Source organism: Microbacterium sp. Root61 (assembly GCF_001427525.1).
GTDB lineage: Bacteria > Actinomycetota > Actinomycetes > Actinomycetales > Microbacteriaceae > Microbacterium.
This window is the reverse complement of sequence record NZ_LMGU01000001.1, coordinates 2,514,296-2,537,727: the sequence shown is the minus strand read 5'-3', so window position 1 is coordinate 2,537,727 and position 23,432 is coordinate 2,514,296. Positions and strand designations below refer to the sequence as shown.

The window sequence follows — 23,432 nt, the reverse complement described above, 5'->3', positions numbered from 1 at the left end:
GTTCGCGACCGACACCCCCGCGAGGCTTCCGCGGGGGTGTCGGTCGTTCGTGAGCCCGGCGCCCCGACGAGTGGGACAATGGAGACATGGCCGATACGGCGAACACCCCTGACGAGACGTCCACGCAGCCGAGTGCTCCGACTGCCGAGGCGGCACCGCACATCGTCATCGACGATGAGCTGGTGACGGTGAAGGTGCGCCGCGCACCGAAGTACGCCGTCTTCATGGGTCTCGGCGCGATCATCGGCATCCTGGTCGCACTGATCCTCACCTTCGCCTTCAACGGCAGCGGCGAGGAGAGCCCCAACACCGGGATGGTCTACTCGCAGACGCAGGTCTTCGGGTTCCTCGCGCTGATCTTCGTCGTCGTCGGCATCGTGGTCGGCGGCGTCGTGGCGCTGATCCTCGATCGCGTCATGAGCAAGCGTGCACGCGACGTCGTGATGGACCGCGAAACCGCGCACTACGCGGAGTGACGCCTCAGGCCAGTTCGGCGATGATCGGATGGATCGCCGCGTCGAACGCGACCACATCGCCGCGCAGACCGTCGGTCACCGCGATCGTGAGTGAGCCGATCCACCACACCCCGCGCTGACTGAGCGGCAGCACCTGCACATTGAGCTCGAACGAATGCGCCCGCCGCCCGACCTGCCGCTCGTGCTCCGCGATCGCACTCGCGTAGGCGCGGTACGAGACGCCGGGCTTGGCAGACGCGTCCTTGCGGTATCGCTCGTGCGCCGACTGCGAGTACGCCAGCGCCTCGGCCGCGTGAGGACGCATCGCCGTGATCAGCTCGGCCGAGCCCTCGGTGGGCAGGGCGACCTGGGTGTCGAAACCCTCGACGAGATCCAGCGGCACAGGGGACGGATGCGCCTGCGGCTCGACAGTCATCGCCCAGTACTCGCGCCACTGACGCTCGAGCAGAGCCTGCGCCGCCTCGGAGCGGTCATTGACCCGCGGTGCGATGCCCCGCAAGTGCGGCAGCTCGTCGGGAGAGCGGATGCCGAGCACCTGGCGCAGGTAGAGCGCGAGCAGCACGGGTTGACCCGCGTCCTCGCGGATCACCCATTCTGGAGCACCGACGCCGCCCATGCCCGTCATTCTACGGCGGCGCGGGTCCGGTGCGCCCGGCACAACCGCGGATGCGGCATCCGCCCGTCCCGCCCGCCGGTAGGCTGGACGTGTGGCCTCCTCCGCCCCCAATCCCTATACCGAAGCCGGCGTCGACACCGCTGCGGGTGACCTCGCAGTAGAGCTGATGAAGTCGGCCGTTCGTCGAACCCACGGCCCCGAAGTGCTCGGAGGTGTCGGCGGCTTCGCCGGTCTCTTCGACGCCAGCGCGCTGCGTGCCTACGAACGTCCGCTGCTCGCGACCAGCACCGACGGCGTCGGCACCAAGGTCGCGATCGCCCAGGCGATCGACAAGCACGACACGATCGGGCTCGACCTGGTCGGCATGGTCGTGGACGACATCGTCGTGGTCGGCGCCAAGCCGCTCTTCATGACCGACTACATCGCGTGCGGCAAGGTCTTCCCCGAGCGCATCGCCGACATCGTCGCGGGCATCGCGCGCGGCTGTGCCGAGACGGGCACCGCGCTCGTCGGCGGCGAGACCGCCGAGCACCCCGGCTTGCTGGGCCTGAACGACTACGACGTCGCGGGCGCCGCGACCGGCGTGGTCGAGGGCAGCCGCATCCTCGGCGCCGACCGCGTCCGCCCCGGCGATGTGGTGCTGGCGCTGGCCTCCAGCGGCCTGCACTCCAACGGCTACTCGCTGGTGCGCCACATCGTCGCCGGTGCCGGCATCCAGTACGGCGACCGTGCGACCGATCTCGCGAGCGACGGTACGACGTGGGGCGAGGCGCTCCTGGAGCCCACCCGCCTGTACACCGCTCCGCTGCTGCGCCTCATCGCGCAGACCGGCGACGCCGTGCACGCCCTCAGCCACGTCACGGGCGGCGGCATCGCCGCCAACCTCGCGCGCGTGCTGCCGCAGGACACCTGGGTCGAGCTCGACCGCTCCACGTGGTCGCCGCCGCCGGTCTTCCGCGTGCTCGCCGACCTCGGCAACCTCGAGCTCACCGCCACCGAAGGCACCTGGAACCTCGGCATCGGGTTCCTCGCCGTCGTGGCCGCCGACAAGGCGGAGGCTGCGGCATCCGCTCTCCTGCAGGATGGCATCGCCACCTGGCAGGTCGGCGTCGTCGGCGACGGTCCGCGTCCGGCGGGCGAATTCGAACAGGGTGCGAAGGGGGTCGACGGCGGCGCCGTGCGACTCGTCGGACAGTACAGCGACCAGGGAGCGAAGTAACCCCCAATGTGCGGCATTGTCGGCATGGTGGGCCGTGGGCCCGTCAACCAGGAGATCTACGACGCCCTCCTCCTTCTCCAGCACCGCGGGCAGGACTCCACCGGCATCGCCACGGCGGAGGCCAACGGCGTGTTCCACATCGCGAAGGCGAAGGGGCAGGTCCGTGAGGCGTTCCGCACCCGCGACATGCGGGCGCTGCTCGGTGAGATCGGGCTCGGTCATGTCCGCTACGCGACGCAGGGCACCGCGGCCAACGAGGAAGAGGCGCAGCCCTTCTACGTGAACGCGCCCTACGGCATCGTGCTGGTGCACAACGGCAACCTCACCAACACGCGTGAGCTGACCAGCGAGCTGTTCCACACCGACCGCCGCCACCTGAACACCACCTCCGACACGGAGCTGCTGGTCAACGTGCTCGGCAGCGAGCTGCAGTCCGAGATCGCCGGGCTCGAGCTCGATCCCGAACAGGTCTTCCAGGCCGTCGCCCGTGTGCACGAGCGCGTCGAAGGCTCGTACGCCGCTATCGCGCTGATCGCCGGCTACGGTCTCCTCGCGTTCCGCGACCCGTTCGGCATCCGCCCCCTCATCCTGGGCACGCGCCCGGCGGACGAGGGCGGCTACGAGTGGGTCGTGGCATCCGAATCCCTCGTGCTGGAGAACGCCGGCTTCGAGGTCGTCCGCGATGTGCTTCCCGGTGAGGCCGTGTTCATCGACCTCGAGGGTCGCCTGCACACCAAGCAGTGCGCCGCGAACCCCGTCCTGGCGCCGTGCTCGTTCGAGTACGTCTACCTCGCCCGCCCCGACTCGGTCATGAACGGCATCGCCGTGTACGAGTCGCGACTGCGTATGGGCGAGCGCCTCGCCGACACCATCGCCAAGCACACGCCGGTGGACACCATCGACGTGGTCATGCCGATCCCGGACTCCTCGCGCCCCGCGGCGATGCAGGTCGCCCGCAAGCTCGGCATCGAGTACCGCGAGGGCTTCTACAAGAACCGCTACGTCGGCCGGACGTTCATCATGCCCGGGCAGGCCGTGCGCAAGAAGAGCGTGCGCCAGAAGCTCAATGCGATGTCGAGCGAGTTCAAGGGCAAGAACGTGCTGCTGATCGACGACTCGATCGTGCGCGGCACGACGAGCCGCGAGATCATCCAGATGGCACGGGATGCCGGGGCCAAGACCGTGACGTTCGCCTCGGCCGCGCCGCCGGTCCGCTACCCGCACGTGTACGGCATCAACATGCCGTCGCGTCAGGAGCTCGTCGCGCACGACCGGACGATCCCCGAGATCGCAGCGGAGCTCGGCGCCGACTTCCTGGTCTACCAGGAGGTCGAGGATCTGAAGGCCGCGATCCTCGAAGGCTCCGACCTCGATGACCTCGACATGAGCTGCTTCGACGGCCGCTACATCACCGGCACCGTCAGCGCGGAGTACCTCGCGTGGGTCGAGGGCTCGCAGGAGTCCTGACCCCCCGTTTCGTTCGCCCGGGCTGCGGGCGGCACCTAGGCTGGAATGATGCACTCCAGCCCCGCCCGCCCGCTCTGGCACGGCAGGGCTCTCGCGCTGCTCGGGATCGTGCTGTTCGCCTTCTCTGTGCGGGTGGCCGTGGCATCCCTCTCGCCGGTCATCGACCACATCGCCGTCGACTTCGCCATGCCGGCCTGGGTGATCGGCCTCATCGGCACGGCGCCGCCGGTCTGCTACGCGATCTTCGGCATCCTCACCCCGCGGATGGAGCGGCGGTTCGGACTGGAGCGGCTCGTGATCGCGGCATCCGCCGTCGCCACGATCGGGCTACTGGCGCGCGGGCTCGCCGATTCGTCCGTCACGCTGCTGCTGGCGACGGCGACCATCTTCGCCGCGGTCGGTGTCGGCAACATCCTGCTCCCGCCCCTGGTCAAGAAGTACTTCCCCGACCGCATCGGTCTGATGACCACGGTCTACTCGACCACTATGGCGGTCGCGACATTCCTGCCGCCGCTGATCGCGGTGCCCGTGGCCGACAGCGCCGGATGGCGCTTCTCGCTCGGCATGTGGGCGGTGTTCGCCGCGGCCGCGATGATCCCCTGGATCACGATGCTCGTGCGCGAGCGCGCCTCTGCCGGCGACAAGGTCGATGTCGAGACCGCCAACCCGCAGATGTTCGGACGCATGTGGCGACTGCCGCTGGCCTGGGCGATCATGGCGGGCTTCTCCGTCTCGGCCACGATCGCCTACACGTCCTTCGCGTGGCTGCCGACGATCCTCATCGATGTCGCCGAGGTCACCCCGGCCACCGCGGGTGTGCTCCTGTCGCTGTTCGCAGCGATGGGTTTGCCGGCCTCACTGCTGATCCCCGGCCTCGTCGCCCGCTACGGCGCCATCCGCCCGCTGTTCGGAGTGGCTGTCGTATCCGGCCTCGCCGGCGTGGCCGGGCTGCTGTGGTTCCCGACGGCAGCACCGTGGCTCTGGGCAGCCCTCCTTGGCATCGCGCCGCTGCTGTTCCCGCTGACCCTCGTGCTGCTCGGCCTGCGCGCCCGTACGCACGAGGCCGTTGTCGCGCTGAGCGGATTCGTGCAGAGCGTCGGGTATGCCATCGCCGCGGTCTTCCCGTTCGCGATCGGGCTGCTGCACGACGCCACCGACGCCTGGACCCTGCCGCTGATCGTCCTGGCCGGCGTGATCGTCGTGGCCATCCCGGCGGGCGTCGTCATCGCCCGCCCGCACACGATCGAGGACGACTGGGAGCGCCGTCACGGAGCCTGGTGACGGATGTCGAGGCGCACGCTCGACGTGTGTCCCGACCGGCCGACTCTCAGGATAGTCGCGATATATCGTGTTATCTTCGGTGCATGAGTCGCGAACCGCTTCCCAGCAACGCCGAGCAATCCGCCGTATGGGGTGGAGAGCACCTCTCCGATGACCTCGAACGCACCGTGCGTGCGGAGATCGTCGCGGCCGAGCGCCCTGATCGCCCGATCCGGCGCATGCTGCGGCAGGTACGCGACTGGGTGTCGCGGCATCCGCGGCTGAATGTCGCCTACCGTGTCGCCGTCGGCGTCTTCGGAGGGCTGCTCAGCGTCGCCGGACTGCTCCTGGTGCCGCTGCCGGGTCCGGGGTGGTTGATCGTGTTCCTCGGGCTGGCGATCCTCGGCACCGAGTTCCACTGGGCGCGACGGATCGCCGCGTGGCTCAAGCGGCAGCTCGACCGATTCTGGACCTGGTGGCGCGCTCGTCGCGCGCGCAGGGCCTCGGCGAAGGCAGCCGCCTGAGCGTCAGGCCTTCTCTTCTTCGTACTCGTCCTCGTGCTCGTCGGCCCACTTGTCGACGTAGAGGTCGCCTTCCCCCTGAGGGTGCAGCTCCCGTTCGAGGGCAGAGTAATTGACGCTCGGGCTGTAGGACTTCAGCTCCCGCGCGATCTTGGTGTGTTTCGCCTTCTGACGGCCACGCCCCATGCGAGACCCCCTCATTTCTGCGACGCGGGCTTTGCGTCACCCGCTACGTTCACGAAACCGGCCGCAAGCCGGTAAGAGTAACATTCAGGATATCACGGAGCCTCTGCCCACCCGCGGCCAGTGGCCCATTTGAGAGGGGCTGCACAGAGTATGTCCGAAGAGGCATCCGCCATTCCGGCGAAGGATCCCGCTTTCGATGAGGCGGCCATGCACGGCGCCGTCATCGTGGGTGTCATCCCCGGGCAGTCCGGCCGTGTCCTGAAGGAAGCTGCGCGCTACGCGCGGCTGCTGCACGCACCGCTTCTGGTGGTGCACGTGGACGTGACACGCTTCGTCACCTACGAGGATCCCGACGGCTACGTCCACTCGGCACCCATCGATATCAACGGGGCCGTGGGTGAGAGCGACCTGGCCGAGGTCGACGCGGCGGCGAAGGAGCTCCTCGACGGGCACGACGTCCAGTGGGCGGTCCATCAGCTGGTGGGCGACCCCGCTCTGGCGATCAAGCACCTTGCGGAGCAGGTGGACGCGAAGCTCCTGGTCGTCGGCACCCGCAAGCGGGGAATCGGCGAATCCATCCGCGAGTTCTTCACCGGTGCGGTCGCCGCCCGGCTCGCGCACCGTCAGCACCGGCCGATCCTGGTCGTGCCGCTGGGGGAGCCGGTCGCCGACGACGAAGACATCTGGCCGGACCAGGCCTAGCCCAGCGGCCTCAGCACAGGACCCGGATGGGTCCTGTCGTGCGGCGTGGGCGCGCATCGTGCTCCTCGCGCCGAGCCTGTACGTCGGGCGACGCGTGACGTGCAGGCTCGGTCCCGCCCTTGCTCGCGTCCGTGCGCATGTCGTTCGCGTCGCCCGACGAGTCCATGTCAGCCCCGCAGTCCGCGGGTGAGCGCGCCGGCGACGTCGTCCAACGCCGTGGTGAGCGTGTCGATGAGCGAGGCCTCCAGCGACCCGCCGCGCGCGACATGCGTGCGCAGGTCGCTGCGCACGCGGGCGCGGAACTCGTTGATCGCGGCATCCGCCCGGTGGAGCTGTTCGCGACTCTGCGTTCGCGGGTCGTCCTGCGGGGGTGTGTACGTGCGCGTCGCGCTCGCGCGCTCGTCGCGGGAGGCGGCGGCGAGGTCGGCGCGCAGACTCTTCATCGCATCGCGGACGCTGCCGCGCACCTCGTCGGCGATCAGGCGGACCGAGTCGGTGAGACCCGCCTCGATCCCCTCGAGGTCGGCCGAGCGCAGCGCCACTTCGGCGCGACCCGCATCCGTGATCTCGTAGACCGTCTTGCGGCCGTCGACCGACTTCGTCACCAAACCCTCTTCCTCGAGCTTCGCGAGCCGGGGGTAGATGGTGCCGGCGCTCGGCGTGTAGGTGCCGCCGGTGCGGTCCGAGAGTGCCTGCATGATGTCGTAGCCGTGCCGCGGACCCTCGTCGAGGAGGTTCAGCAGGTACAGGCGCAGATCTCCGTGGGAGAAGACGGGGCTCATGACCGGTCCTCCTGGCCGAAGTCCTTGCCGAAGTCGGTACCGAACCCGCTGGCGAAGCCGCCGGAAGCGTCGTCGCCGAACGCCTCTTCGCCGGGATCGACGGCCGGCGCGGGCGCCGGGGCGGGGATCGGGGCTCCGGCGCGGCGCACGACGGTCACATCGCCCGACACCGAGTTGGCCCGCAGGTCGACGAACGAGCCGCTGAGCTCGCCCACCGAGCCGGCGTAGTTGGTCGTGGGGCTGCCGCCGGAACGGACGATGCCGTCCAGCTGCACGCGCCCGCTCACGCTGCGCACGACGTAGTTCGCGGGCAGGCCTTCGTCCAGCCGCATGGTGGCGTTGCCGCTGACCGTGTTGAGGTTGATCTGGCCGATCTCGCCGACCGAGTCGACGAACATCGCGCCCGAGACCGTGTCGATCGTGGCCTTGCGGATCTCTCCGGTGGCCGCGACATCCCCCGACACGCTGTTCGCGTTGAGGGCGCCGACCAGCTCGCGCACCTGTACGTCGCCGGAGACGGCGTTGACCGTGAGGTCGCCGATGATTCCGTCGACGATGATGTCGCCGGACACCGTGTTCAATCGGGCGTCGTTGCGGATGCCGGAGACGAGCGCGCTCGCACTCACGACACCGAGGGTGAGAGCGATCGCGCGGGGCACGGCGACGCTGATCTCGGCTTTCGCGCCGCCCGAACCGAAGTTGCGGAACACTTCGAGGAAGTTGTCCCAGCGCAGTTGCGGGTGGTCGATCTCGACGACGTCACCGGTCACCTCGATCCGCAGATCTTTGACGGTGACGTCGTGCACTTCGATCCGCATGCCGGGCTCATCGTGCGCGATGACGTCGATCTGGCCTCCGACGAGGCCGACTTTGAGCTTGCGCACGGTCTCGATGTCGATGACGCGCGTTTCGCCCGGGTGGATGATCCACTTCTCGAGGGTCATTGTTGCTCCTGGGTTCTGAGATAGCTCGCGATATATCGCGATAAGGAACAATAACACGATATATCGCGAGTCTGTCAAGTCTGCCGTCGCAAAAGTCGGATGCCTCGGGCTTGACATTGACGCCACGTCAACCTTTACCGTGGAAAACACGAAAGGAGGTGGCCCATGGAGTGGTCCATCCAACAGATCGCGAAGCTCGCCGGAACGACGAGTCGCACTCTGCGTCACTACGACGACATCGGCGTGCTGCGCCCGTCGCGCATCGCCGGAAACGGCTACCGCCACTACGACCAGGACGCTCTGCTGCGGCTGCAGCGGATCCTGCTGCTGCGAGACCTCGGACTCGGACTGCCGCAGATCGCGGAGGTGCTCGATCGCGGAACCCCGCAGGAGGACGCGCTGGCCGGCCACCTCGCGTGGCTGCAGCAGGAACAGGACAGGCTGGCGCGGCAGATCGCGTCGGTGCAGAGCACCATCGAGGCATTGAAGGGAGGTGAACGACTCATGGCAGAGAACATGTTCGACGGCTTCGACCACACCCGGTACAAGGAGGAGGTCGAGGAGCGCTGGGGCAAGGCCGCGTACGCGCGCAGCGATGCGTGGTGGCGCTCGATGAGCGCCGACGAGAAGGCGGCGTGGCAGCAGCGCGTGACCGACCTCGGCCGCGACTGGGTCGCGGCGGCCGAGAGCGGCCTCGCGCCCGACAGCGCGGCGGCACAGGCGCTCGCGGCCCGGCACGTGGACTGGCTGACGAGTGTGCCCGGCACGCCCGCGGCCACCCCCGGGGGCGATGTGAAGGGCTACGTCATCGGCCTCGGCGAGATGTACGTCGCCGATCCGCGCTTCGGCGCGAACTACGCGACGGCGGCGGGCGGAACGGCGGGCGCCGAATTCGTCCGCGACGCCTTGCGCGCGTACGCGGAGGACAGCCTCTAGAAACAGCGGATGCCGCGGGCTCAAGCCCGCGGCATCCGCTTCGTCGCTTCTCGGGCTACGTCCGGTTGCGTCCGCTGATGACACGGAAGAGGAAGACGATCAGCGCGATCACCGCGGCGATGATCGCGACCCAGAGGAGCCAGTTCAGCGCCGAGTTCAATCCGCCGATGATCGCAAGGACGATCGCGACGACGATGACGATGATGAGGGCTAGGTTCATGGAGGGTACTCCTTCTCCTTCAGCCGGGCGCGAGTGATGTTCCGCACACGGGTGCCGAAAACGTTGGCACGCAGGAGATACTGCCACCATCGTGCCCGTCCGGCTACGGGGTTGACAGGCCCAGACCCCGCCGCTAACACCCGCGCGTCGTACCGTCAAGCCCTGTCCGTGCCGCAGCGGGCGATCTACCGTCGCAGGCGAGGGCGGAAGGAGCACACGATGCCGGGTGGACGCGGATCGAACAGTCTGAAGGATCCCCAGCTCTACGAGGAGCTGCGCGACGAGGGAGCCTCAAAAGAGAAGGCGGCGCGCATCTCCAATGCTGCCGCGCGCGACGGTCGGGCCACCGTCGGTCGCCGCGGCGGGGAGGCGGGGGACTACGACGAGTGGACCGTGCCGAGACTCCGGGCGCGTGCGAAGGAACTGGGGATCACGGGATACTCGGGTAAGCGCAAAGGCGAACTCATCTCGATGCTGCGCAACCACTGACAACGGCCGGCTCTCGGCGCGAGGAGGACGACATCGTGCCGAAACTCATCCGTGTGCACCCCGCGGAGGACCCCGGCTACCGCCGCGTCCGTGCCGGCAGGGGATTCCGCTACCTCGACGATCACGGTGCCGCACTCCCGGAGGCGGAGCGCGAACGCATCGATGACCTCGTGATCCCGCCGGCCTGGACCGACGTGTGGATCTCGAAGGAGGCGATGGGCCATATCCAGGTCGTCGGCACGGATGACGCGGGCCGTCGTCAGTACATCTACCACCCCCGCTGGACGCAGCGTCGCGATCGGGGGAAGTACGCGCGTGCCCTCGCGCTGGCCGATTCCCTGCCGCGCGCGCGAGCCAAGGCGACGACGGCTCTGCGGCGCGAGGGTCTGGGGCGCGAACGCGTGCTCGCGACCGCCTTCCGACTGCTGGACCAGGTCGCGCCGCGGGTCGGATCGGCGAAGTACTTCACTTCCCACGGCAGCAGAGGACTGACCACGCTGCAACGGCGTGACGCGGTGGTCGAGGCATCCCTGATCACCCTCTCCTATCCCGCCAAGAGCGGGAAGCGCGCGCTGCTGACGATCGAGGACGAAGATCTCGCCACCGTCGTGACGGAGCTCGCGATCGGACGGCCGCGCTCGGCGCTGCTGTCGTACGAACGGGGCCGACGGCGGGTGCCGTTGTCGCCGAGTGATGTGAACGCCCACGTGCGCGCGCTGACCGGCGGGTCGTTCACGGCCAAGGACTTCCGAACGCTGCGCGGCACGATCCTGGCCGCGGAGGCGCTTGCGCAGATCGGCGTCGTCGACACGAAGAAGGATCGCAAGAGGGCAGAGACGCTCGCGGTTCAGGCGACCGCCGACGGTCTCGGCAACACGGCGGCCGTGGCGCGCAACTCCTACATCGATCCGCGCGTGTTCGACCGATACCGGCGCGGGCGGCTGCTCTCGCTGGACGGATCGAGAGATGCCGCGATACGTGCTCTGCTGCTGGACTGATCGGTCGTGGACCCCCGTGACGGCGACCCGGCCGCTCGCTATCCTGGCGACATGACGGCCGTCGAGCACGTGCAGGACAGCGCCCCGAAGCATGTCAGACCGGCCTTCGCGCAGTGGCAGCTGATCCTGCTCGTCTTCCTCGGAGGAGCGATCGGCACCTCCGGCCGCGAAGGCCTGTCCCTGGCCCTCCCGGCGAACGGCGGGGTGCCCTGGGCGGTTCTGATCGTCAACGTGCTGGGCGCGCTCCTCCTGGGGTTCCTGCTGACGGCGCTCGGGCGGGTGAAGCCGGAGACCCCGCGACGCCGCGATCTGCGACTGTTCGCCGGCACCGGGATCATGGGCGGCTTCACGACCTACAGCTCGCTCGCCACCGACACCGCGACGCTGTTCGAGACCAACGCCGCGCTCGCCGTCGGCTACGCGCTCTTCTCGGTCATCGCCGGTTTCGCCGCCGCGGCCCTCGGGATCTGGCTGGGCGGCCGACTCCCGGCCCGAACGACGGAGGGCCAGGCATGAACGGCCTCGTCTTCCTCGCGGCCGTCGTCGGCGGCGGCATCGGCGCGAGTCTGCGCTTCGTCGTGGACGGCCTCATCATGCGGCACGTGAAGAGCGGCTTCCCGTGGGGCACCGCGATCATCAACGTCTCCGGCTCCTTCCTCCTGGGGCTGCTCACCGGTCTCGCTGCGTCGTCGGTGCTGGATTCGGAGTGGCTGTTCGTCATCGGCGGCGGAGTGATGGGCGGTTACACGACCTTCAGCACGGCGATGGTCGACACCGTGCACCTGTTCCAGAAGGGGCGGCACCGCGACGCGTGGATCAACGGCCTCGGGATGATCGTCGTGACCGTCCTCGCAGCCATGCTGGGACTGGTGCTGGGCCGCTCGTTCTAGCCGATGTCCGCAGGGTTGTGCGGCTCACGCGCATGGGATACTGAACGCGTCGAATACAGCACCGTATCGGCGGTGCCTCTTGAGTGCCGTCGACCACTCCTCCACTGAGAGACACCGTGTCGAAACTTGCCGTTCTGAGCCTGCGCAACCGCGCGCTCATCGCATTGATCACCATCGTCGCCGCGATCTTCGGCGGTCTCGCACTCACGAACCTCAAGCAGGAACTGATCCCCTCGATCGAGTTCCCCGCGCTGATCGTCGTCTCGACCTACCCGGGCGCCTCGCCCGAGGTGGTCGCGAACGACGTCTCGACGCCGATCGAGACCGCGATCCAGGGTGTACCGGGGCTGGAGTCCACGAGCGCCACGAGCACGACCAACGCCTCGATCATCCAGGCGTCCTTCACGTACGGCACCAACCTCGCCACGGCCGAGCAGAAGATCACGCAGGCGATCAACCGCATCAAGAGCCAGCTGCCGGAGGGCGTCGACCCGAACGTCATCTCCGCGAGCATCGACGACTTCCCGGTGATCCAGCTCGCGGTGACCGGCTACGACGACCAGGAGACGATCCAGGCGCAGCTCGAGGCGAACGTCGTCCCCGAGCTCGAGGACGTCGCCGGGGTCAACGCCGCGCAGATCGTCGGCGGCGTCGGCCAGCGCATCACGATCACCCCCGACCAGGCCAAGCTCGCCGAGGCCGGGTTCACCCAGCAGGCGATCCGCGATGCGCTCGACCAGAACGGCGTCCTGTTCCCGGGCGGTGAGATCACCGAGAACGACCAGACACTGACGGTGCAGACCGGCGTGAAGATCACGACGGTCGATGACCTGGCGGCGCTGCCGCTGGTGCCGACGGATGCGGCGCAGTTCCAGTCCGGTCCCGTCACGATCGCGGATGTCGCGACCGTGGCCTCCGACACCGATCCCGTCACCTCGATCTCCCGCGTCGATGGCGAGCCCGCTCTGACGATCGCCGTCACCAAGCTCCCGTCCGCCAACACGGTGGACGTCTCGCGCGGTGTCCTCGCGGTGCTGCCGGATCTGGAGAAGAGCCTCGACGGCGCCACCTTCACGGTCGTGTTCGACCAGGCCCCGTACATCCAGCAGTCGATCGAGGCGCTCGCGCAGGAGGGCATGCTGGGGCTCGTCTTCGCCGTGCTCGTGATCCTGCTGTTCCTGCTGTCGGTGCGTGCCACGCTCGTCACGGCCATCTCGATCCCGACCAGCGTGCTGATCACCTTCATCGGGATCCAGGCGTTCGGCTACTCGCTGAACATCCTCACGCTGGGTGCTCTGACCATCGCGATCGGTCGTGTCGTGGACGACTCGATCGTCGTGATCGAGAACATCAAGCGGCACTACGTCGGCGATGCCGACAAGATGGCGTCGATCAAGCGCGCGGTGCGCGAGGTCGCCTCGGCCATCACCGCCTCCACCATCACCACCGTCGCGGTCTTCCTGCCCATCGCGTTCGTCGGTGACGTCACCGGCGAGCTCTTCCGCCCGTTCGCGATGACCGTGACGATCGCCATGACGGCGTCGCTGTTCGTGGCCCTGACGATCGTGCCGGTGCTGGCGTACTGGTTCCTGCGCCCCGGCAAGCCGATCCTCGACGCCCACGGGCAGGAGATCGACCCAGAGGACCCGGCATCCCCGCCCAGCCGCCTGCAGAAGGCGTACCTGCCGGTGCTGCGCTGGACCCTCAAGCACTCCTGGGTCACGCTGCTGATCGCGGTGCTGGTGCTCGCGGGCACGGTCGCGATCGCGCCGCTCATGAAGACGAACTTCCTCGGTGACTCGGGCCAGAACACGTTCACCATGACGCAGGACATCGGCCCGGCGCCGAGCCTGGACGCCGAGGACGCCGCCGCCGCGCAGGTCGAGGACGCGCTGCAGGGCATCGACGGCATCCAGACCGTGCAGGTGTCGATCGGCTCCAGCGGATCCGCGCTGCGCGACGCCTTCTCCGGCGGCGGGAGCGGGATCACCTACTCGATCACGACCGACCCGGACGCCGACCAGGTAGCCGTCCGCGAGGACGTGCAGCAGGCCGTCGCCGATCTGGACGACGCCGGCACCATCACCATCGCCTCCAACGGCGGCGGGTTCGGCTCGAGCGACATCGCCATCGACATCACCGCTCCGGACGGCGACACGCTGCAGACCGCGACGGATGCCGTGGTGGAATCGGTCACCGGCCGCGACGGCGTCGGGCAGGTCTCCAGCAACCTCTCGGCATCCCTCCCGTACATCGCGGTGACCGTCGACCGTGACAAGGCCGCCTCGCTCGGCCTGTCCGAGGTCGCCGTCGGCGCCCTCGTGTCCAACACGATGCAGCCGCAGCGGATCGGTGCCGTCGAGATCGACGAGACGCAGCTCACGGTGTACCTCGCCGCGTCGCAGACCCCGGCCACGATCGACGAGCTGCGCGCCCTCACCGTGCCCAGCGCCGCCGGTCCGATCCCGCTGTCGGACGTCGCCACGGTCGAGCAGAGCGAGGGGCCGACCTCGATCACCACCGAGCGCGGACAGCGCACGGCCACGGTGACGGTCTCGCCGTCTACGGATGACCTCGCGACGGCTTCGGCCAGCGTGACGACCGCGCTCGCCGACGCCGACCTTCCCGCGTCGGCGGATGCCTCGCTGGGCGGCGTCGTCTCCCAGCAGGAGGACGCCTTCTCGCAGCTGGGTCTCGCGATGCTCGCCGCGATCCTGATCGTCTACATCGTGATGGTCGCGACGTTCAAGTCGCTGCGCCAGCCGCTGCTGCTGCTCGTGTCGGTGCCGTTCGCGGCGACGGGTGCGATCCTGCTGCAGATCGCGACCGGTGTGCCGCTGGGCGTCGCGTCGCTCATCGGCGTGCTGATGCTGATCGGCATCGTCGTGACGAATGCGATCGTGCTCGTGGACCTGGTCAACCAGTACCGCGAGAAGGGGCTGTCCGCGCACGATGCGACCATCGCCGGTGGCGCGCGCCGTCTGCGACCGATCCTGATGACCGCTCTCGCGACGATCTTCGCCCTCACGCCCATGGCGATGGGCCTCACCGGGCACGGCGGCTTCATCTCGCAGCCGCTCGCGATCGTCGTGATCGGCGGACTCATCTCCTCCACCGTGCTCACGCTCCTCGTGCTGCCGACGCTGTACAACCTCGTCGAGGGTGCCCGCGAGCGTCGCGCCGCCCGCCGGAAGGGACAGGACGGCGTCGTCGCAGAGCCGGAGCCCGCGCTGGCTCTCGCCGGTGTCGCGGCGGCCGAGGCGGCCCCGATGGTCTTCGAGTCGCGCCGCGCCCGTCGCGCCATGAGCGAGGCAAACGGCGAGGTGCCGACCGACACCGGCATCATCGATGTCCCCGCGTCGGCGCAGGTCGTTGCCGGTGCTGCGGCTCTCGAGTCCGCGACGGTCGAGACGGATTCTGCGGATGCCGCAGCCGCCGCGGCTGTGGAGTCCGACGCCGATGCGGTCGAGGTCGAGGCTGACGTTGCAGAGGCCGGGGATGCCGAGTCTGATTCCGACACCGAGTCGGGCGCCGAGACAGACGTCGACGCCGAGTCCCTGGCCGAGGTGGAGCCGGATGCTGAGGCGGATGCCGCAGTCGCGACCGACGTGGCCACGGATCAGCCGGAGTCGGACGAGACCGCATCGGACGAGCCCGCGGAGGAGTCCGCGAGCGACGAGCCAGACGAGCCTGCGGAGGAGTCGGAGTCGGACGAAGCGACCGATGAGCCCGTGGAGGAGTCCGCGAGCGACGAGCCAGAGGCCGACGAAGCCACGGTCGAGCCGGCCGAGGAGTCCGCGCCCAGCGCGGACGCCGATACCGCCGAGGCGGAGTCAGCGGAGGAGTCGCCGGATCAGGCCGAGACGGATGACGAGCAGACCGGGGATCGCGAAAGCCGGCCCGACGACACGGTCTGACGCAGCACCGGTGGGAAGAGGCTCCGCGTCGGACTGATATCCGACGAACGTCCGGATGTCGCCGGCGCGGGCCCGTGCCCACCCTTCGGGTGAGCGCGGGGAGCCGAGGAGACGCTGATCGCACGATGCGGGAGCGGTGTGAGACACGACACGGTCGCGCCGCCATCTCCGTCAAGGGAGCGTGAGGTCACGAGGGGCGCGAAGGAGAGACCGAGCGCGGGGCCCGCAAGCCGGGCGGCGGAAGCAACCGCGTGGTGTCCGTCGATCTCCCGCATCCGGCCTGCGGGGGCGGTCTCGGGAGCGGACGCCGCGGCCCGCGGCACGAGGCATCCGAGGAACATGGTCATCCAGACGAACATCGCGGTGAAGCCGATCAGCTCGAACGCGGCGAGGTTGATGAACCCCAGGTTCATCACGACGTAGGCGCCGACAAGAGCCCCGGCCGCCGGGATCGTCCGCTTTCCGAGCGGACGCCCGGTCCCGCGCAGGAGGGCGGGGGCGGCGATCATCATGGCCGCGACCGAGATCGGGATGCCGAATGCCAGGCCTTCGTGCAGCGCGGTCAAGGTGTCGATCGGAACGAGCCCCACGCCCGTCAGATGCAGTCCCACCGACGCGGTGAGCGTCGACAGCACGATCGGAGAGCGGCGGTGTGAGCGGGATCGCGCGACATGCGCGCGAAGCTCGATGTAGACGCGCCGCGACAACAGGGCGATCAGGGTGCCCGTCGTCATGATCGTCGCGTTGAAGATCGCGCCGGAGAGCACCGGGAAGGTGCCCAGGTGGCTGAAATGCAGGTGCCACCACAGCGGGTCGGGAGTCGTCAGGATCGCCAAGGCGACGCCGATCGCGAGGAGACCGGCGATGGTGGAGAACGCACGCGCGCTGGCAACTCGGGTGATGCCGTGCGGCAGGCCGGTGAGAGACGCCAGGAAGCGTCGCGGAGTGACAATGGTCGGAGCAAGGGTCATTTTTTACGCAGGTTCGTTCGTAGCGCCCCCGACCGGGTTCCCCTACGACGTGACCGCCGCCCCCACGGATCGGGAACGCGAAGCCTTAGTCGTCCCCAGATGACTCTTTCTCGCTGATCGTATCCTGATCGGGACGTGATTCGCGCAATCCGGGTATTACGGGTGAATGAAGACTCTCGCCAGTGGCTACAGCGAGAGCGAGGATGCGATTCCCCAGCGCAGCTCCCACGACTCGCCTGACGCGAGCCAGCGCAGACCCTGACCGGAGTTCAGCGCGTCAGGAGGGGCGGTCATCGGCTCGACGGCGACCGCCAGCGCCTGGCCTGGATATGCATCCATCGTGTACACCTGCACGTAGTCGAATCCCGGCCCCTGCCAGAGCTCGACCGAGCGCCCGTCGGCCGCGACGAGTGTCGTGCGCACGCGTCCGTCGGCGGACCGACCGAGCGAACCGTAGGCGTAATTCAGGGTCACGTCGCCCAGCCGAGCGCCCGCGCGCAGGTCGACGTCGGGAGTGACGGCGACCTCGTCCACCGGCAGCAGCCGCTCATCCAGCACGAACCGTGTCGCGCCCGGAACGGTCAGGGTCAGGTCCGCGGTGGCCACGTCGCCGAGGCACACGTAGGGGTGCGTGCCGAGAGCGACGGGTGCATCATCCGCTCCGATGTTCGTGACGCGGTGGGTGACCTCGATCCCCGACGCGGTGACCGCGTAGGTGACCGTCGTGTCGAGGTGGAACGGGTAGCCCGAGCGCGGGACGACCGGCGCGCTCAAGCTGACCGCATCCGCCGACTCGTCCACGATGTCGTACGACGCGAACCGCAGCAGTCCGTGCGAGGCGGTGCCCGTCGGGATGTCGGTGATCGGCAGACGGTGGCTCGCACCGCGCTGCGTCCAGGCGCCGTCGCGGACCCGATTGGGCCACGGCACCAGCACGACACCGGAGGCGGCGGGCGTCATCGTGCCCGCCGGGTAGGGCGGGACGAGGTCGATCCCGGTGACCCGCAGACCGCGAAGGGAGGCCCCGACCTGCGCGATCTGGGCGGTGACCCGCCCATCGGCGGTCGCGAGATGCACCTGCCGTCCGGTGGGATCGGCGGGAAGCGTCGTACTCATCATCACCTCTGCAGCCACGGCCGCAGCAGCCGCGTCACCCAGGGTAGGACGAAGTAGGTCATGATCGGCGTCAGCAGCACCGTGGTCAGCAGCACCCGCAGCACGAGCGGCCAATCCCCCAGCCCCGGCACGTAGCTCAGCAGCCACGTCGCCAGGAGATTCGTCGGGAAGAAGCCGAGCCAGATCGTGACCGCCTGCTTCCACCGGGGTGGGGCTGCCGGGATCGGCTGCAGGATCGGACCGGTCGGGGTCGCGGCATCCGTCTCGCCCATCGATTCGATGTGCGTCGCGAACGGGGCGTCGAACCATCCCTCGATCCCGGTGCGCCGCTCGACGCGGACCTCGTGGGCGAACGGTCGACCGGAGTCGAGCCACCATTCGCGCTGCGCGGACTGTTCCCACGCCTCGAGCGTGGGGATGTCGCGGAAGCGGTACAGCATGTACCAGAGGTCGCTGCCCTCACCCGCCCGGACCCAGCCGGAGCCGAGGAATCCGTCGAAGGTGGTGGCCAGGTCGGTTCCCGCCTGCATCCAGCTTGTGGCCACGGATGCGCGTGCGGGATCGATGCGTCGCTCGATCGCGACGGTGATGGGTTGGTCCGTCATGGTCCTATTCCACTCGATCTTCCTGTCCGTCGATGCCGGCGGGCGAGCGGCGGCCGGCTCAGTCCTTCTGGCCGGTGACCCCGAGGAAGCGGATGAAGAAGGAGATCCAGCCGAAGATCAGCGCGAAGACGATGATCTCGAAGGCGGTGAGCGTGAAGTAGGTGACGATGAACAGGATGACCGAGGCCACGGTCGCGGCCAGGAACACCCAGGATGCGAGGAAGTAGGTGCGCGGCATCCCCTTCAGCACCCTGGGGCCGCTGATCAGGAGCGCCAGGAACATCGCTGCCATTCCGGACGCCGAGAGGTTGTGCAGCAGCAGGTTCACGTTGACGGGGAAGATCCCGACGCAGGCGAGCATGACTCCCATGATCACGAACAGCACCGAGACGGTGCGCGGGGCACGGGGGTTCGTGAGCACCCCGGCTTCGTGGAGCGCCTGCATGTCATGGGCGAGGTAGACCGCGAACGTCGTCACGAGCAGGCCTCCGGCGATCAGCGTGCCGTTGAAGATGAAGCTCGAGAGCGACGTGAACGAGCCGAGGTGGCTGAAGTGGATGGTCCACCATGCCGGGTCGGTCGTGGTGACCATCGCGGTGAGCGTCCCGATCACGATGAACGCCATCAGCAGTGACGACATGCGCTGCGTCGTCATGCGCGAGACCGAGAGGTACACGAAGTACACCGTCAGGCCGAGGGCGACCGCCATCAGCACGACGGCCCAGAACGTGATGACCGGGAGTCCGACGAATCCGAGGCTCAGCACCCGGAAGATCGCGAACGTGGCGAGGAACGCCAGGGCGGCATGGACGATCACGACCGAGATCGTGTTGACGGTGAACTTCCACGAGGGGAGCGCGCGGCGCCATTCCTGGCCGGGGCGGTTCCGCGTGCGCCAATAGCCGATCGTCGCGGCGACCACGGCGATGACCCCGGCCCCGATCGCAGCGGCGAGCCCGAAGGACCCCCCGGCGGTGGACAGCGGCTGGTCGGGGGCCAGGAGGGACACGACGAAGCCGTATAAGGCTCCGAGGATGCCGCTGGCGCCGGCCGCGTAAACGGCCTCCGACTCGGCGCGCAGATTCGGTGCTGGCACGGAAATGTCGGTGCTTTGCCCGACCTGCTCGGATCGCATGGCGTCAGTGTAGGGCCGGAAGCCTCCGTCGTGGCGGTTTCTCAGGGTCGGATTGACCGCTGCGCTAGACTGAACCCAGTCGGCTCTGGACACCGCGATGGTTCGCGGTTGGGTTTGTGAGTCCAAGGGGCCGATGGTGGGGATGATTCCATCCCGACGACCATCACGTGAAATGGCCCCCGGCCGACAGTGTCCGGGTTACTCCCTTGCCGCATGTTGCGGCGTTGCCTCCGTATGTCACGGAGCGCTCTGGAGTGCTGTCCTCACATCGAGACAACCCAGAAAGACACCAGCATGCCCAATAACAAGAAGAAGCCCTCCAGCTCGCGCCCGAACTTCGAGCCGCGCTACGGCGAGAAGAAGACGTCGTTCCACGACCGCCAGCACCGTCCCGCCACGGGTGCCGCCAAGGCCGGCAGCCGCAGCTCCGGACACCGCGGCTACCGCGCACCCGAAGAGGGTGCTCCCGCGGCCAAGGGCCGTTGGACCTCGACCCAGCGCGCCGGTCGCGATGAGTCCCGCGGCATCCGCGACCATGCCCCCCGCTCCGACCGGGCCCAGGGCGAGCGTCCCGCACGCTCGTTCAGCGACCGTCCCGCGCGCTCGTACGACGACCGTCCGGCTCGCTCCTACAGTGACCGTCCGGCGCGTTCGAACGATGACCGCCCGGCCCGTTCGTACAACGACCGCCCGGCGCGTCCGTACAGCAACGACCGTCCGGCCCGTTCGGATGACCGGGGCGCCCGTTCGTACAATGACCGTCCGGCCCGTTCGGATGACCGGGGCGCCCGTTCGTACAATGACCGTCCGGCTCGCACGGACGACCGTCCCGCACGTTCGTACAGCGACCGTCCCGCGCGTCCGTACAGCAACGACCGTCCGACCCGTTCGGATGACCGTGGTGCCCGCTCCTACAGCGACCGTCCGGCGCGCACGGATGACCGTGGTGCCCGTTCGTACAGCGATCGCCCGGCCCGTTCGGATGACCGTGGTGCCCGTTCGTACAGCGATCGCCCCGCGCGTCCGTACAACGACCGTCCGGCGCGTTCGGATGACCGTCCGGCTCGTTCGTACAGCGATCGCCCGGCGCGCTCGAACGACGACCGTCCCGCGCGTTCGTACACCGAGCGTCCGGCTCGTTCGAACGACGACCGTCCCCGTCGTGACTTCGGTGACCAGAACCGCCGCCCCGCGGCATCCGGGAACCGTTCCGACTGGAACGCCGAGACCAAGGCGAAGGCGCACCACGACCACGTGGACGTCGTGCACGAGCGCCTGCAGGCAGAGGCCGTACAGGCCGACGAGGTCGGCTCGACCACGTGGTCGGACCTCGGCCTCGGCCAGAACATCGCGAACACCCTGATCGATCTCGGCGCCCCGTCGCCGTTCCCGATCCAGGCCGCGACGATCCCCGAGGTGCTCGCCGGCCGCGACGTACTCGCACGTGGCCGCACCGGCTCCGGCAAGACCATCGCCTTCGGCGCCCCGCTCGTCGAGCGCGTGCTCAAGGCTCAGGCCGGAAAGAAGCGCGAGTTCGCCCGCGCTCCGATGGCCCTGATCCTCGCCCCGACGCGCGAGCTCGCGCTGCAGATCGACCGCACCATCCAGCCGATCGCCCGCAGCGTCGGCCTGTTCACGACCCAGATCTACGGCGGCGTGCCCCAGGGGCGTCAGGTCGGCGCACTGCGCAAGGGAGTCGACATCATCATCGGCACCCCCGGCCGCATCGAAGACCTCATCAACCAGGGCAAGCTCGACCTGTCCAACGTGATGATCGCCGTGATCGACGAGGCCGACCACATGAGCGAGCTCGGCTTCCTCGAGCCCGTCCAGCGCATCCTGCGCGAGACCGCCGTCGGCAGCCAGAAGCTGCTCTTCTCGGCGACGCTCGACCGCGAGGTGGCCGGCGTCGTGGACGAGTTCCTGGTCAACCCGGCCGTCTACGAGGTCGCCGGCGAGACGCAGGAGACCGGCACGATCGAGCACCGCGTGCTCGTCATCGAGCACCGCGACAAGGCCGAGATCCTCGACGAGCTCGTCGACCGTGAGGGCAAGACCCTGGTCTTCGCCCGCACCCGCGCCTACGCCGAGATGCTCGCCGAGCAGTTCGCCGACCGCGGCATCCCCGCCGTCGCGCTGCACGGCGACCTCAACCAGGCCAAGCGCACGCGCAACCTCGAGCGGCTCACCTCCGGTCGGGTGCGTGTGCTCGTCGCCACCGATGTCGCCGCGCGCGGCATCCACGTCGACGACATCGACCTGGTCGTTCAGGCGGATGCGCCCGATGAGTTCAAGACGTACCTGCACCGTTCCGGCCGCACCGGTCGCGCCGGTGCCCAGGGTCGCGTCGTCACCCTCATCACGCGTCAGCGTCGTCGGAAGATGACCGAGATGCTCGAGCGCGCCGAGATCGACGCACCGTTCGAGGACGCCCGCCCCGGCGACGACCTCGTCGCCGAGATCGCCGGCGCTCTGCCGACCAACGCCGAGCTCACCGCGTAGTTCGGGTCTCGCACATGCCCGTTCGGCTTCGGCCGAACGGGCATGTCGCGTCTGCGGGCCGTCCCTTCCTGCGGACATCCCGTCCGACGCGCGGATCGCCCGGCTTGAACAGGCCGCATGTCGCGGTCGATGTCCGCACGACGGGACGGATGCGGGACGTCAGAGCAGGGTTTCGAGCAGCTCGGCCGCCCGGTTCGGGCCGCCGAGCTCGTCGAGCTGACGCCCGACGCGTGCCGCGGCATCCCGGAACGACGGATCCGCCAGCACGCGATCGACGCCGCCGGCCACCTTCGCCGCGCTGGGCGTGCCGGTCTTCAGGTTGAACCCGGCGCCTGCCCACGCGACGCGCGCCGCGATCTCGGGCTTGTCGAGGTCGCCGCCCGCGATGACGAGCGGGATGCCGTGCGCCAGAGCGGCGAGGGTCCCGCCCCAGCCTCCGTTGGTCACGACGAGATCGACCTGAGGGAGCAGATCGGCGTACGGCAGGAATCCGGCGACGCGCGCGTTGCGCGGGACGGGGAACGGCAGCTCGTCACGGTCGGGCACGCCGGTGGAGACGACGACGATCATGTCTCGGTCGGCCAGTGCGTCCAGGGTCGGGCGGATCAGGTCGGACGGGTCGATGTTCTGCGTGCCCTGCGTGACGTGGACCACGGTGCGTCCGTCGAGATCGGCCCACCAGGGCGGCAGCGCGGATGGTGTCGGTGCGGGGCGCAACTGCCCGACGAAGTGCACGGATGCCGGACGGTCGGTGCGCTCGTAATCCAGCAGCGGTGCGCCGCTGGCGACGAGCAGCCGGGCGGAGAACGCGACCCGGTCGAAGGGCGCCTTCGACGGCGGGAGCCCGATCTCGGCACGGGCGGACGCGAGCGGCTTCGACAGCGGACGCGCGATCAGCGGCACCGCGGTGCGGAGGACGGCATCGCGGAGCCTGGTCACCGGATTGCGCCCCGGTGTCAGGCCCATCCCGCTCGGCGGCCCTTCCCGGCCGATCAGGTTGAGCGGGAGCACCGCGACCGTCCCCCACGGGCAGGCGGTCTTCTCCGCGTAGAGCGCCGTCCCGATCGACATCTCGTCCCCGGCCAGCGCCTCCCACGGCTCGCGCTCCCACTCCGCCGTGAGGTCCTCGAGCTGCGCCGGCGCGGTCTTGATGAAGACGTCCTGCACGTTGATGAGCAGCTGCCCCAGCCCCTTCTTCCCGACGAGTCGGGGGAAGGTGGCCGTGAGATCGTTCTCATCGAACTCCGGCGCCTTCGTCCACGGCACGTGCCGAGCACCGGATGCCTCGACTCCGGGTCTGAACGCCGAGCCGGTGTAGAACCGCACGTCGTGTCCGCGCGCGACGAGCGCGGCCGCCACGGAGAGCATCGGCGTCACATGCCCGGTGAAGGGCATCGCCGTCAGCAGGAGCTTCGCCATGGTCACATCGTGGCCCATGCTGCGGCATCCGTCACCCGTGCTGACCCCGATATCGGGGGCG

23 protein-coding genes are annotated in these 23,432 nt (G+C 69.0%); 13 read left to right on the top strand and 10 right to left on the bottom strand.

The window, feature by feature from the left end; genetic code table 11:
* The first annotated feature begins 86 nt into the window (after positions 1–86).
* Entirely contained in the window at positions 87–476 is a 390-nt protein-coding gene (locus ASD65_RS12095) for a potassium transporter Trk (protein WP_235566687.1), read from the top strand.
* Between the two features lie 4 nt (positions 477–480).
* On the opposite strand, the gene ASD65_RS12090 is transcribed toward ASD65_RS12095, so the two are convergent.
* Complete coding sequence (locus tag ASD65_RS12090) at positions 481–1,092, bottom strand: hypothetical protein (RefSeq protein WP_056222964.1); 612 nt, start codon at positions 1,090–1,092, stop codon at positions 481–483.
* 166 nt (positions 1,093–1,258) lie between these two features.
* Between ASD65_RS12090 and purM the strand changes: the two genes are divergently transcribed.
* From purM to ASD65_RS12070, 4 genes are all read left to right on the top strand, one after another.
* A complete protein-coding gene (gene purM / locus ASD65_RS12085; RefSeq protein WP_442922454.1) occupies positions 1,259–2,311 on the top strand; it encodes a phosphoribosylformylglycinamidine cyclo-ligase in 1,053 nt (350 codons plus the stop codon).
* Positions 2,312–2,317: 6 nt separating this feature from the next.
* Positions 2,318–3,778, top strand: a complete 1,461-nt coding sequence (gene purF, locus ASD65_RS12080; RefSeq protein WP_056222959.1) for an amidophosphoribosyltransferase — start codon at positions 2,318–2,320, stop codon at positions 3,776–3,778.
* A 48-nt stretch (positions 3,779–3,826) separates the two neighbouring features.
* Complete coding sequence (locus ASD65_RS12075; protein WP_056222956.1) at positions 3,827–5,059, top strand: MFS transporter; 1,233 nt, start codon at positions 3,827–3,829, stop codon at positions 5,057–5,059.
* A gap of 83 nt (positions 5,060–5,142) precedes the next feature.
* The gene (locus ASD65_RS12070) at positions 5,143–5,562 is read left to right on the top strand and encodes a TIGR02611 family protein (RefSeq protein WP_235566686.1); all 420 of its coding nucleotides are present in this window, start codon (positions 5,143–5,145) and stop codon (positions 5,560–5,562) included.
* Positions 5,563–5,565: 3 nt separating this feature from the next.
* Here ASD65_RS12070 and ASD65_RS12065 read toward each other — a convergent pair whose 3' ends face one another.
* Positions 5,566–5,745, bottom strand: a complete 180-nt coding sequence (locus ASD65_RS12065) for a DUF3073 domain-containing protein (protein ID WP_056222954.1) — start codon at positions 5,743–5,745, stop codon at positions 5,566–5,568.
* A gap of 150 nt (positions 5,746–5,895) precedes the next feature.
* Here ASD65_RS12065 and ASD65_RS12060 point away from each other — a divergent pair, with 150 nt between their 5' ends.
* Entirely contained in the window at positions 5,896–6,447 is a 552-nt protein-coding gene (locus ASD65_RS12060) for a universal stress protein (RefSeq protein ID WP_056222951.1), read from the top strand.
* A 167-nt stretch (positions 6,448–6,614) separates the two neighbouring features.
* On the opposite strand, the gene ASD65_RS12055 is transcribed toward ASD65_RS12060, so the two are convergent.
* On the bottom strand, positions 6,615–7,229 hold the full coding sequence (locus ASD65_RS12055) for a PadR family transcriptional regulator (protein ID WP_056222949.1): 615 nt from the start codon (positions 7,227–7,229) through the stop codon (positions 6,615–6,617).
* Positions 7,226–8,173, bottom strand: coding sequence for a DUF4097 family beta strand repeat-containing protein (locus ASD65_RS12050; protein WP_082561736.1), 948 nt, complete (start codon positions 8,171–8,173; stop codon positions 7,226–7,228). Before ASD65_RS12050 ends, ASD65_RS12055 begins: the two co-directional genes overlap by 4 nt.
* 165 nt (positions 8,174–8,338) lie before the next feature.
* Between ASD65_RS12050 and ASD65_RS12045 the strand changes: the two genes are divergently transcribed.
* Positions 8,339–9,109 (top strand): MerR family transcriptional regulator, encoded by a 771-nt coding sequence (locus ASD65_RS12045; protein WP_056222946.1) that lies wholly within the window; start codon positions 8,339–8,341, stop codon positions 9,107–9,109.
* 55 nt (positions 9,110–9,164) lie between these two features.
* On the opposite strand, the gene ASD65_RS19230 is transcribed toward ASD65_RS12045, so the two are convergent.
* Positions 9,165–9,329: a hypothetical protein gene (locus tag ASD65_RS19230; protein WP_200948663.1), complete on the bottom strand. Its 165-nt coding sequence runs from the start codon at positions 9,327–9,329 to the stop codon at positions 9,165–9,167.
* 219 nt (positions 9,330–9,548) lie between these two features.
* On the opposite strand from ASD65_RS19230, the gene ASD65_RS12040 reads away from it, so the two are divergent.
* The 5 genes from ASD65_RS12040 (at position 9,549) to ASD65_RS12020 (ending at position 15,623) form a co-directional block, all read left to right on the top strand.
* Positions 9,549–9,818 carry a DUF7218 family protein gene (locus tag ASD65_RS12040; RefSeq protein WP_056222943.1) on the top strand — a complete coding sequence of 90 codons (270 nt, stop codon included), beginning with the start codon at positions 9,549–9,551 and terminating at the stop codon, positions 9,816–9,818.
* A gap of 35 nt (positions 9,819–9,853) precedes the next feature.
* On the top strand, positions 9,854–10,816 hold the full coding sequence (locus ASD65_RS12035) for a DNA topoisomerase IB (RefSeq protein WP_056222940.1): 963 nt from the start codon (positions 9,854–9,856) through the stop codon (positions 10,814–10,816).
* A 51-nt stretch (positions 10,817–10,867) separates the two neighbouring features.
* Positions 10,868–11,332 carry a fluoride efflux transporter FluC gene (locus ASD65_RS12030; protein ID WP_056224803.1) on the top strand — a complete coding sequence of 155 codons (465 nt, stop codon included), beginning with the start codon at positions 10,868–10,870 and terminating at the stop codon, positions 11,330–11,332.
* A complete protein-coding gene (gene crcB, locus ASD65_RS12025) occupies positions 11,329–11,706 on the top strand; it encodes a fluoride efflux transporter CrcB (RefSeq protein WP_056222937.1) in 378 nt (125 codons plus the stop codon). Before ASD65_RS12030 ends, crcB begins: the two co-directional genes overlap by 4 nt.
* Positions 11,707–11,822: 116 nt before the next feature.
* Positions 11,823–15,623, top strand: coding sequence for an efflux RND transporter permease subunit (locus tag ASD65_RS12020; protein WP_082561735.1), 3,801 nt, complete (start codon positions 11,823–11,825; stop codon positions 15,621–15,623).
* Here the strand turns inward: ASD65_RS12020 and ASD65_RS12015 are convergent.
* The 4 genes from ASD65_RS12015 to ASD65_RS12000 all read right to left on the bottom strand — a co-directional run bounded on the left by ASD65_RS12015 (position 15,560) and on the right by ASD65_RS12000 (position 19,411).
* Positions 15,560–16,594: a hypothetical protein gene (locus ASD65_RS12015; protein WP_056222934.1), complete on the bottom strand. Its 1,035-nt coding sequence runs from the start codon at positions 16,592–16,594 to the stop codon at positions 15,560–15,562. The two genes, ASD65_RS12020 and ASD65_RS12015, sit on opposite strands and share 64 nt — an antisense overlap.
* A gap of 186 nt (positions 16,595–16,780) precedes the next feature.
* Positions 16,781–17,710, bottom strand: a complete 930-nt coding sequence (locus tag ASD65_RS12010) for an aldose 1-epimerase family protein (RefSeq protein ID WP_056222932.1) — start codon at positions 17,708–17,710, stop codon at positions 16,781–16,783.
* Positions 17,711–17,712: 2 nt separating this feature from the next.
* On the bottom strand, positions 17,713–18,315 hold the full coding sequence (locus ASD65_RS12005; protein WP_056222928.1) for an antibiotic biosynthesis monooxygenase: 603 nt from the start codon (positions 18,313–18,315) through the stop codon (positions 17,713–17,715).
* Between the two features lie 58 nt (positions 18,316–18,373).
* On the bottom strand, positions 18,374–19,411 hold the full coding sequence (locus ASD65_RS12000) for a hypothetical protein (protein WP_235566685.1): 1,038 nt from the start codon (positions 19,409–19,411) through the stop codon (positions 18,374–18,376).
* Positions 19,412–19,744: 333 nt separating this feature from the next.
* Between ASD65_RS12000 and ASD65_RS11995 the strand changes: the two genes are divergently transcribed.
* A complete protein-coding gene (locus tag ASD65_RS11995; RefSeq protein WP_056222922.1) occupies positions 19,745–21,952 on the top strand; it encodes a DEAD/DEAH box helicase in 2,208 nt (735 codons plus the stop codon).
* A 159-nt stretch (positions 21,953–22,111) separates the two neighbouring features.
* On the opposite strand, the gene ASD65_RS11990 is transcribed toward ASD65_RS11995, so the two are convergent.
* On the bottom strand, positions 22,112–23,371 hold the full coding sequence (locus ASD65_RS11990; RefSeq protein WP_162248500.1) for a glycosyltransferase: 1,260 nt from the start codon (positions 23,369–23,371) through the stop codon (positions 22,112–22,114).
* Between the last annotated feature and the right edge of the window lie 61 nt (positions 23,372–23,432).

Coding starts and splice junctions, on each gene's coding strand:
- ASD65_RS12075 (WP_056222956.1), top strand. CDS start 3,827: ATGCACTCCAGCCCCGCCCGCCCGCTCTGGCACGGCAGGGCTCTCGCG.
- ASD65_RS12060 (WP_056222951.1), top strand. CDS start 5,896: ATGTCCGAAGAGGCATCCGCCATTCCGGCGAAGGATCCCGCTTTCGAT.
- ASD65_RS11990 (WP_162248500.1), bottom strand. CDS start 23,371: ATGGCGAAGCTCCTGCTGACGGCGATGCCCTTCACCGGGCATGTGACG.
- ASD65_RS12050 (WP_082561736.1), bottom strand. CDS start 8,173: ATGACCCTCGAGAAGTGGATCATCCACCCGGGCGAAACGCGCGTCATC.
- crcB (WP_056222937.1), top strand. CDS start 11,329: ATGAACGGCCTCGTCTTCCTCGCGGCCGTCGTCGGCGGCGGCATCGGC.
- ASD65_RS12055 (WP_056222949.1), bottom strand. CDS start 7,229: ATGAGCCCCGTCTTCTCCCACGGAGATCTGCGCCTGTACCTGCTGAAC.
- ASD65_RS12005 (WP_056222928.1), bottom strand. CDS start 18,315: ATGACGGACCAACCCATCACCGTCGCGATCGAGCGACGCATCGATCCC.
- ASD65_RS12030 (WP_056224803.1), top strand. CDS start 10,868: ATGACGGCCGTCGAGCACGTGCAGGACAGCGCCCCGAAGCATGTCAGA.
- ASD65_RS12065 (WP_056222954.1), bottom strand. CDS start 5,745: ATGGGGCGTGGCCGTCAGAAGGCGAAACACACCAAGATCGCGCGGGAG.
- ASD65_RS11995 (WP_056222922.1), top strand. CDS start 19,745: ATGCCCAATAACAAGAAGAAGCCCTCCAGCTCGCGCCCGAACTTCGAG.
- purM (WP_442922454.1), top strand. CDS start 1,259: ATGAAGTCGGCCGTTCGTCGAACCCACGGCCCCGAAGTGCTCGGAGGT.
- ASD65_RS12070 (WP_235566686.1), top strand. CDS start 5,143: ATGAGTCGCGAACCGCTTCCCAGCAACGCCGAGCAATCCGCCGTATGG.
- ASD65_RS12015 (WP_056222934.1), bottom strand. CDS start 16,594: ATGACCCTTGCTCCGACCATTGTCACTCCGCGACGCTTCCTGGCGTCT.
- ASD65_RS12010 (WP_056222932.1), bottom strand. CDS start 17,710: ATGAGTACGACGCTTCCCGCCGATCCCACCGGACGGCAGGTGCATCTC.
- purF (WP_056222959.1), top strand. CDS start 2,318: ATGTGCGGCATTGTCGGCATGGTGGGCCGTGGGCCCGTCAACCAGGAG.
- ASD65_RS12095 (WP_235566687.1), top strand. CDS start 87: ATGGCCGATACGGCGAACACCCCTGACGAGACGTCCACGCAGCCGAGT.
- ASD65_RS19230 (WP_200948663.1), bottom strand. CDS start 9,329: ATGAACCTAGCCCTCATCATCGTCATCGTCGTCGCGATCGTCCTTGCG.
- ASD65_RS12040 (WP_056222943.1), top strand. CDS start 9,549: ATGCCGGGTGGACGCGGATCGAACAGTCTGAAGGATCCCCAGCTCTAC.
- ASD65_RS12090 (WP_056222964.1), bottom strand. CDS start 1,092: ATGGGCGGCGTCGGTGCTCCAGAATGGGTGATCCGCGAGGACGCGGGT.
- ASD65_RS12045 (WP_056222946.1), top strand. CDS start 8,339: ATGGAGTGGTCCATCCAACAGATCGCGAAGCTCGCCGGAACGACGAGT.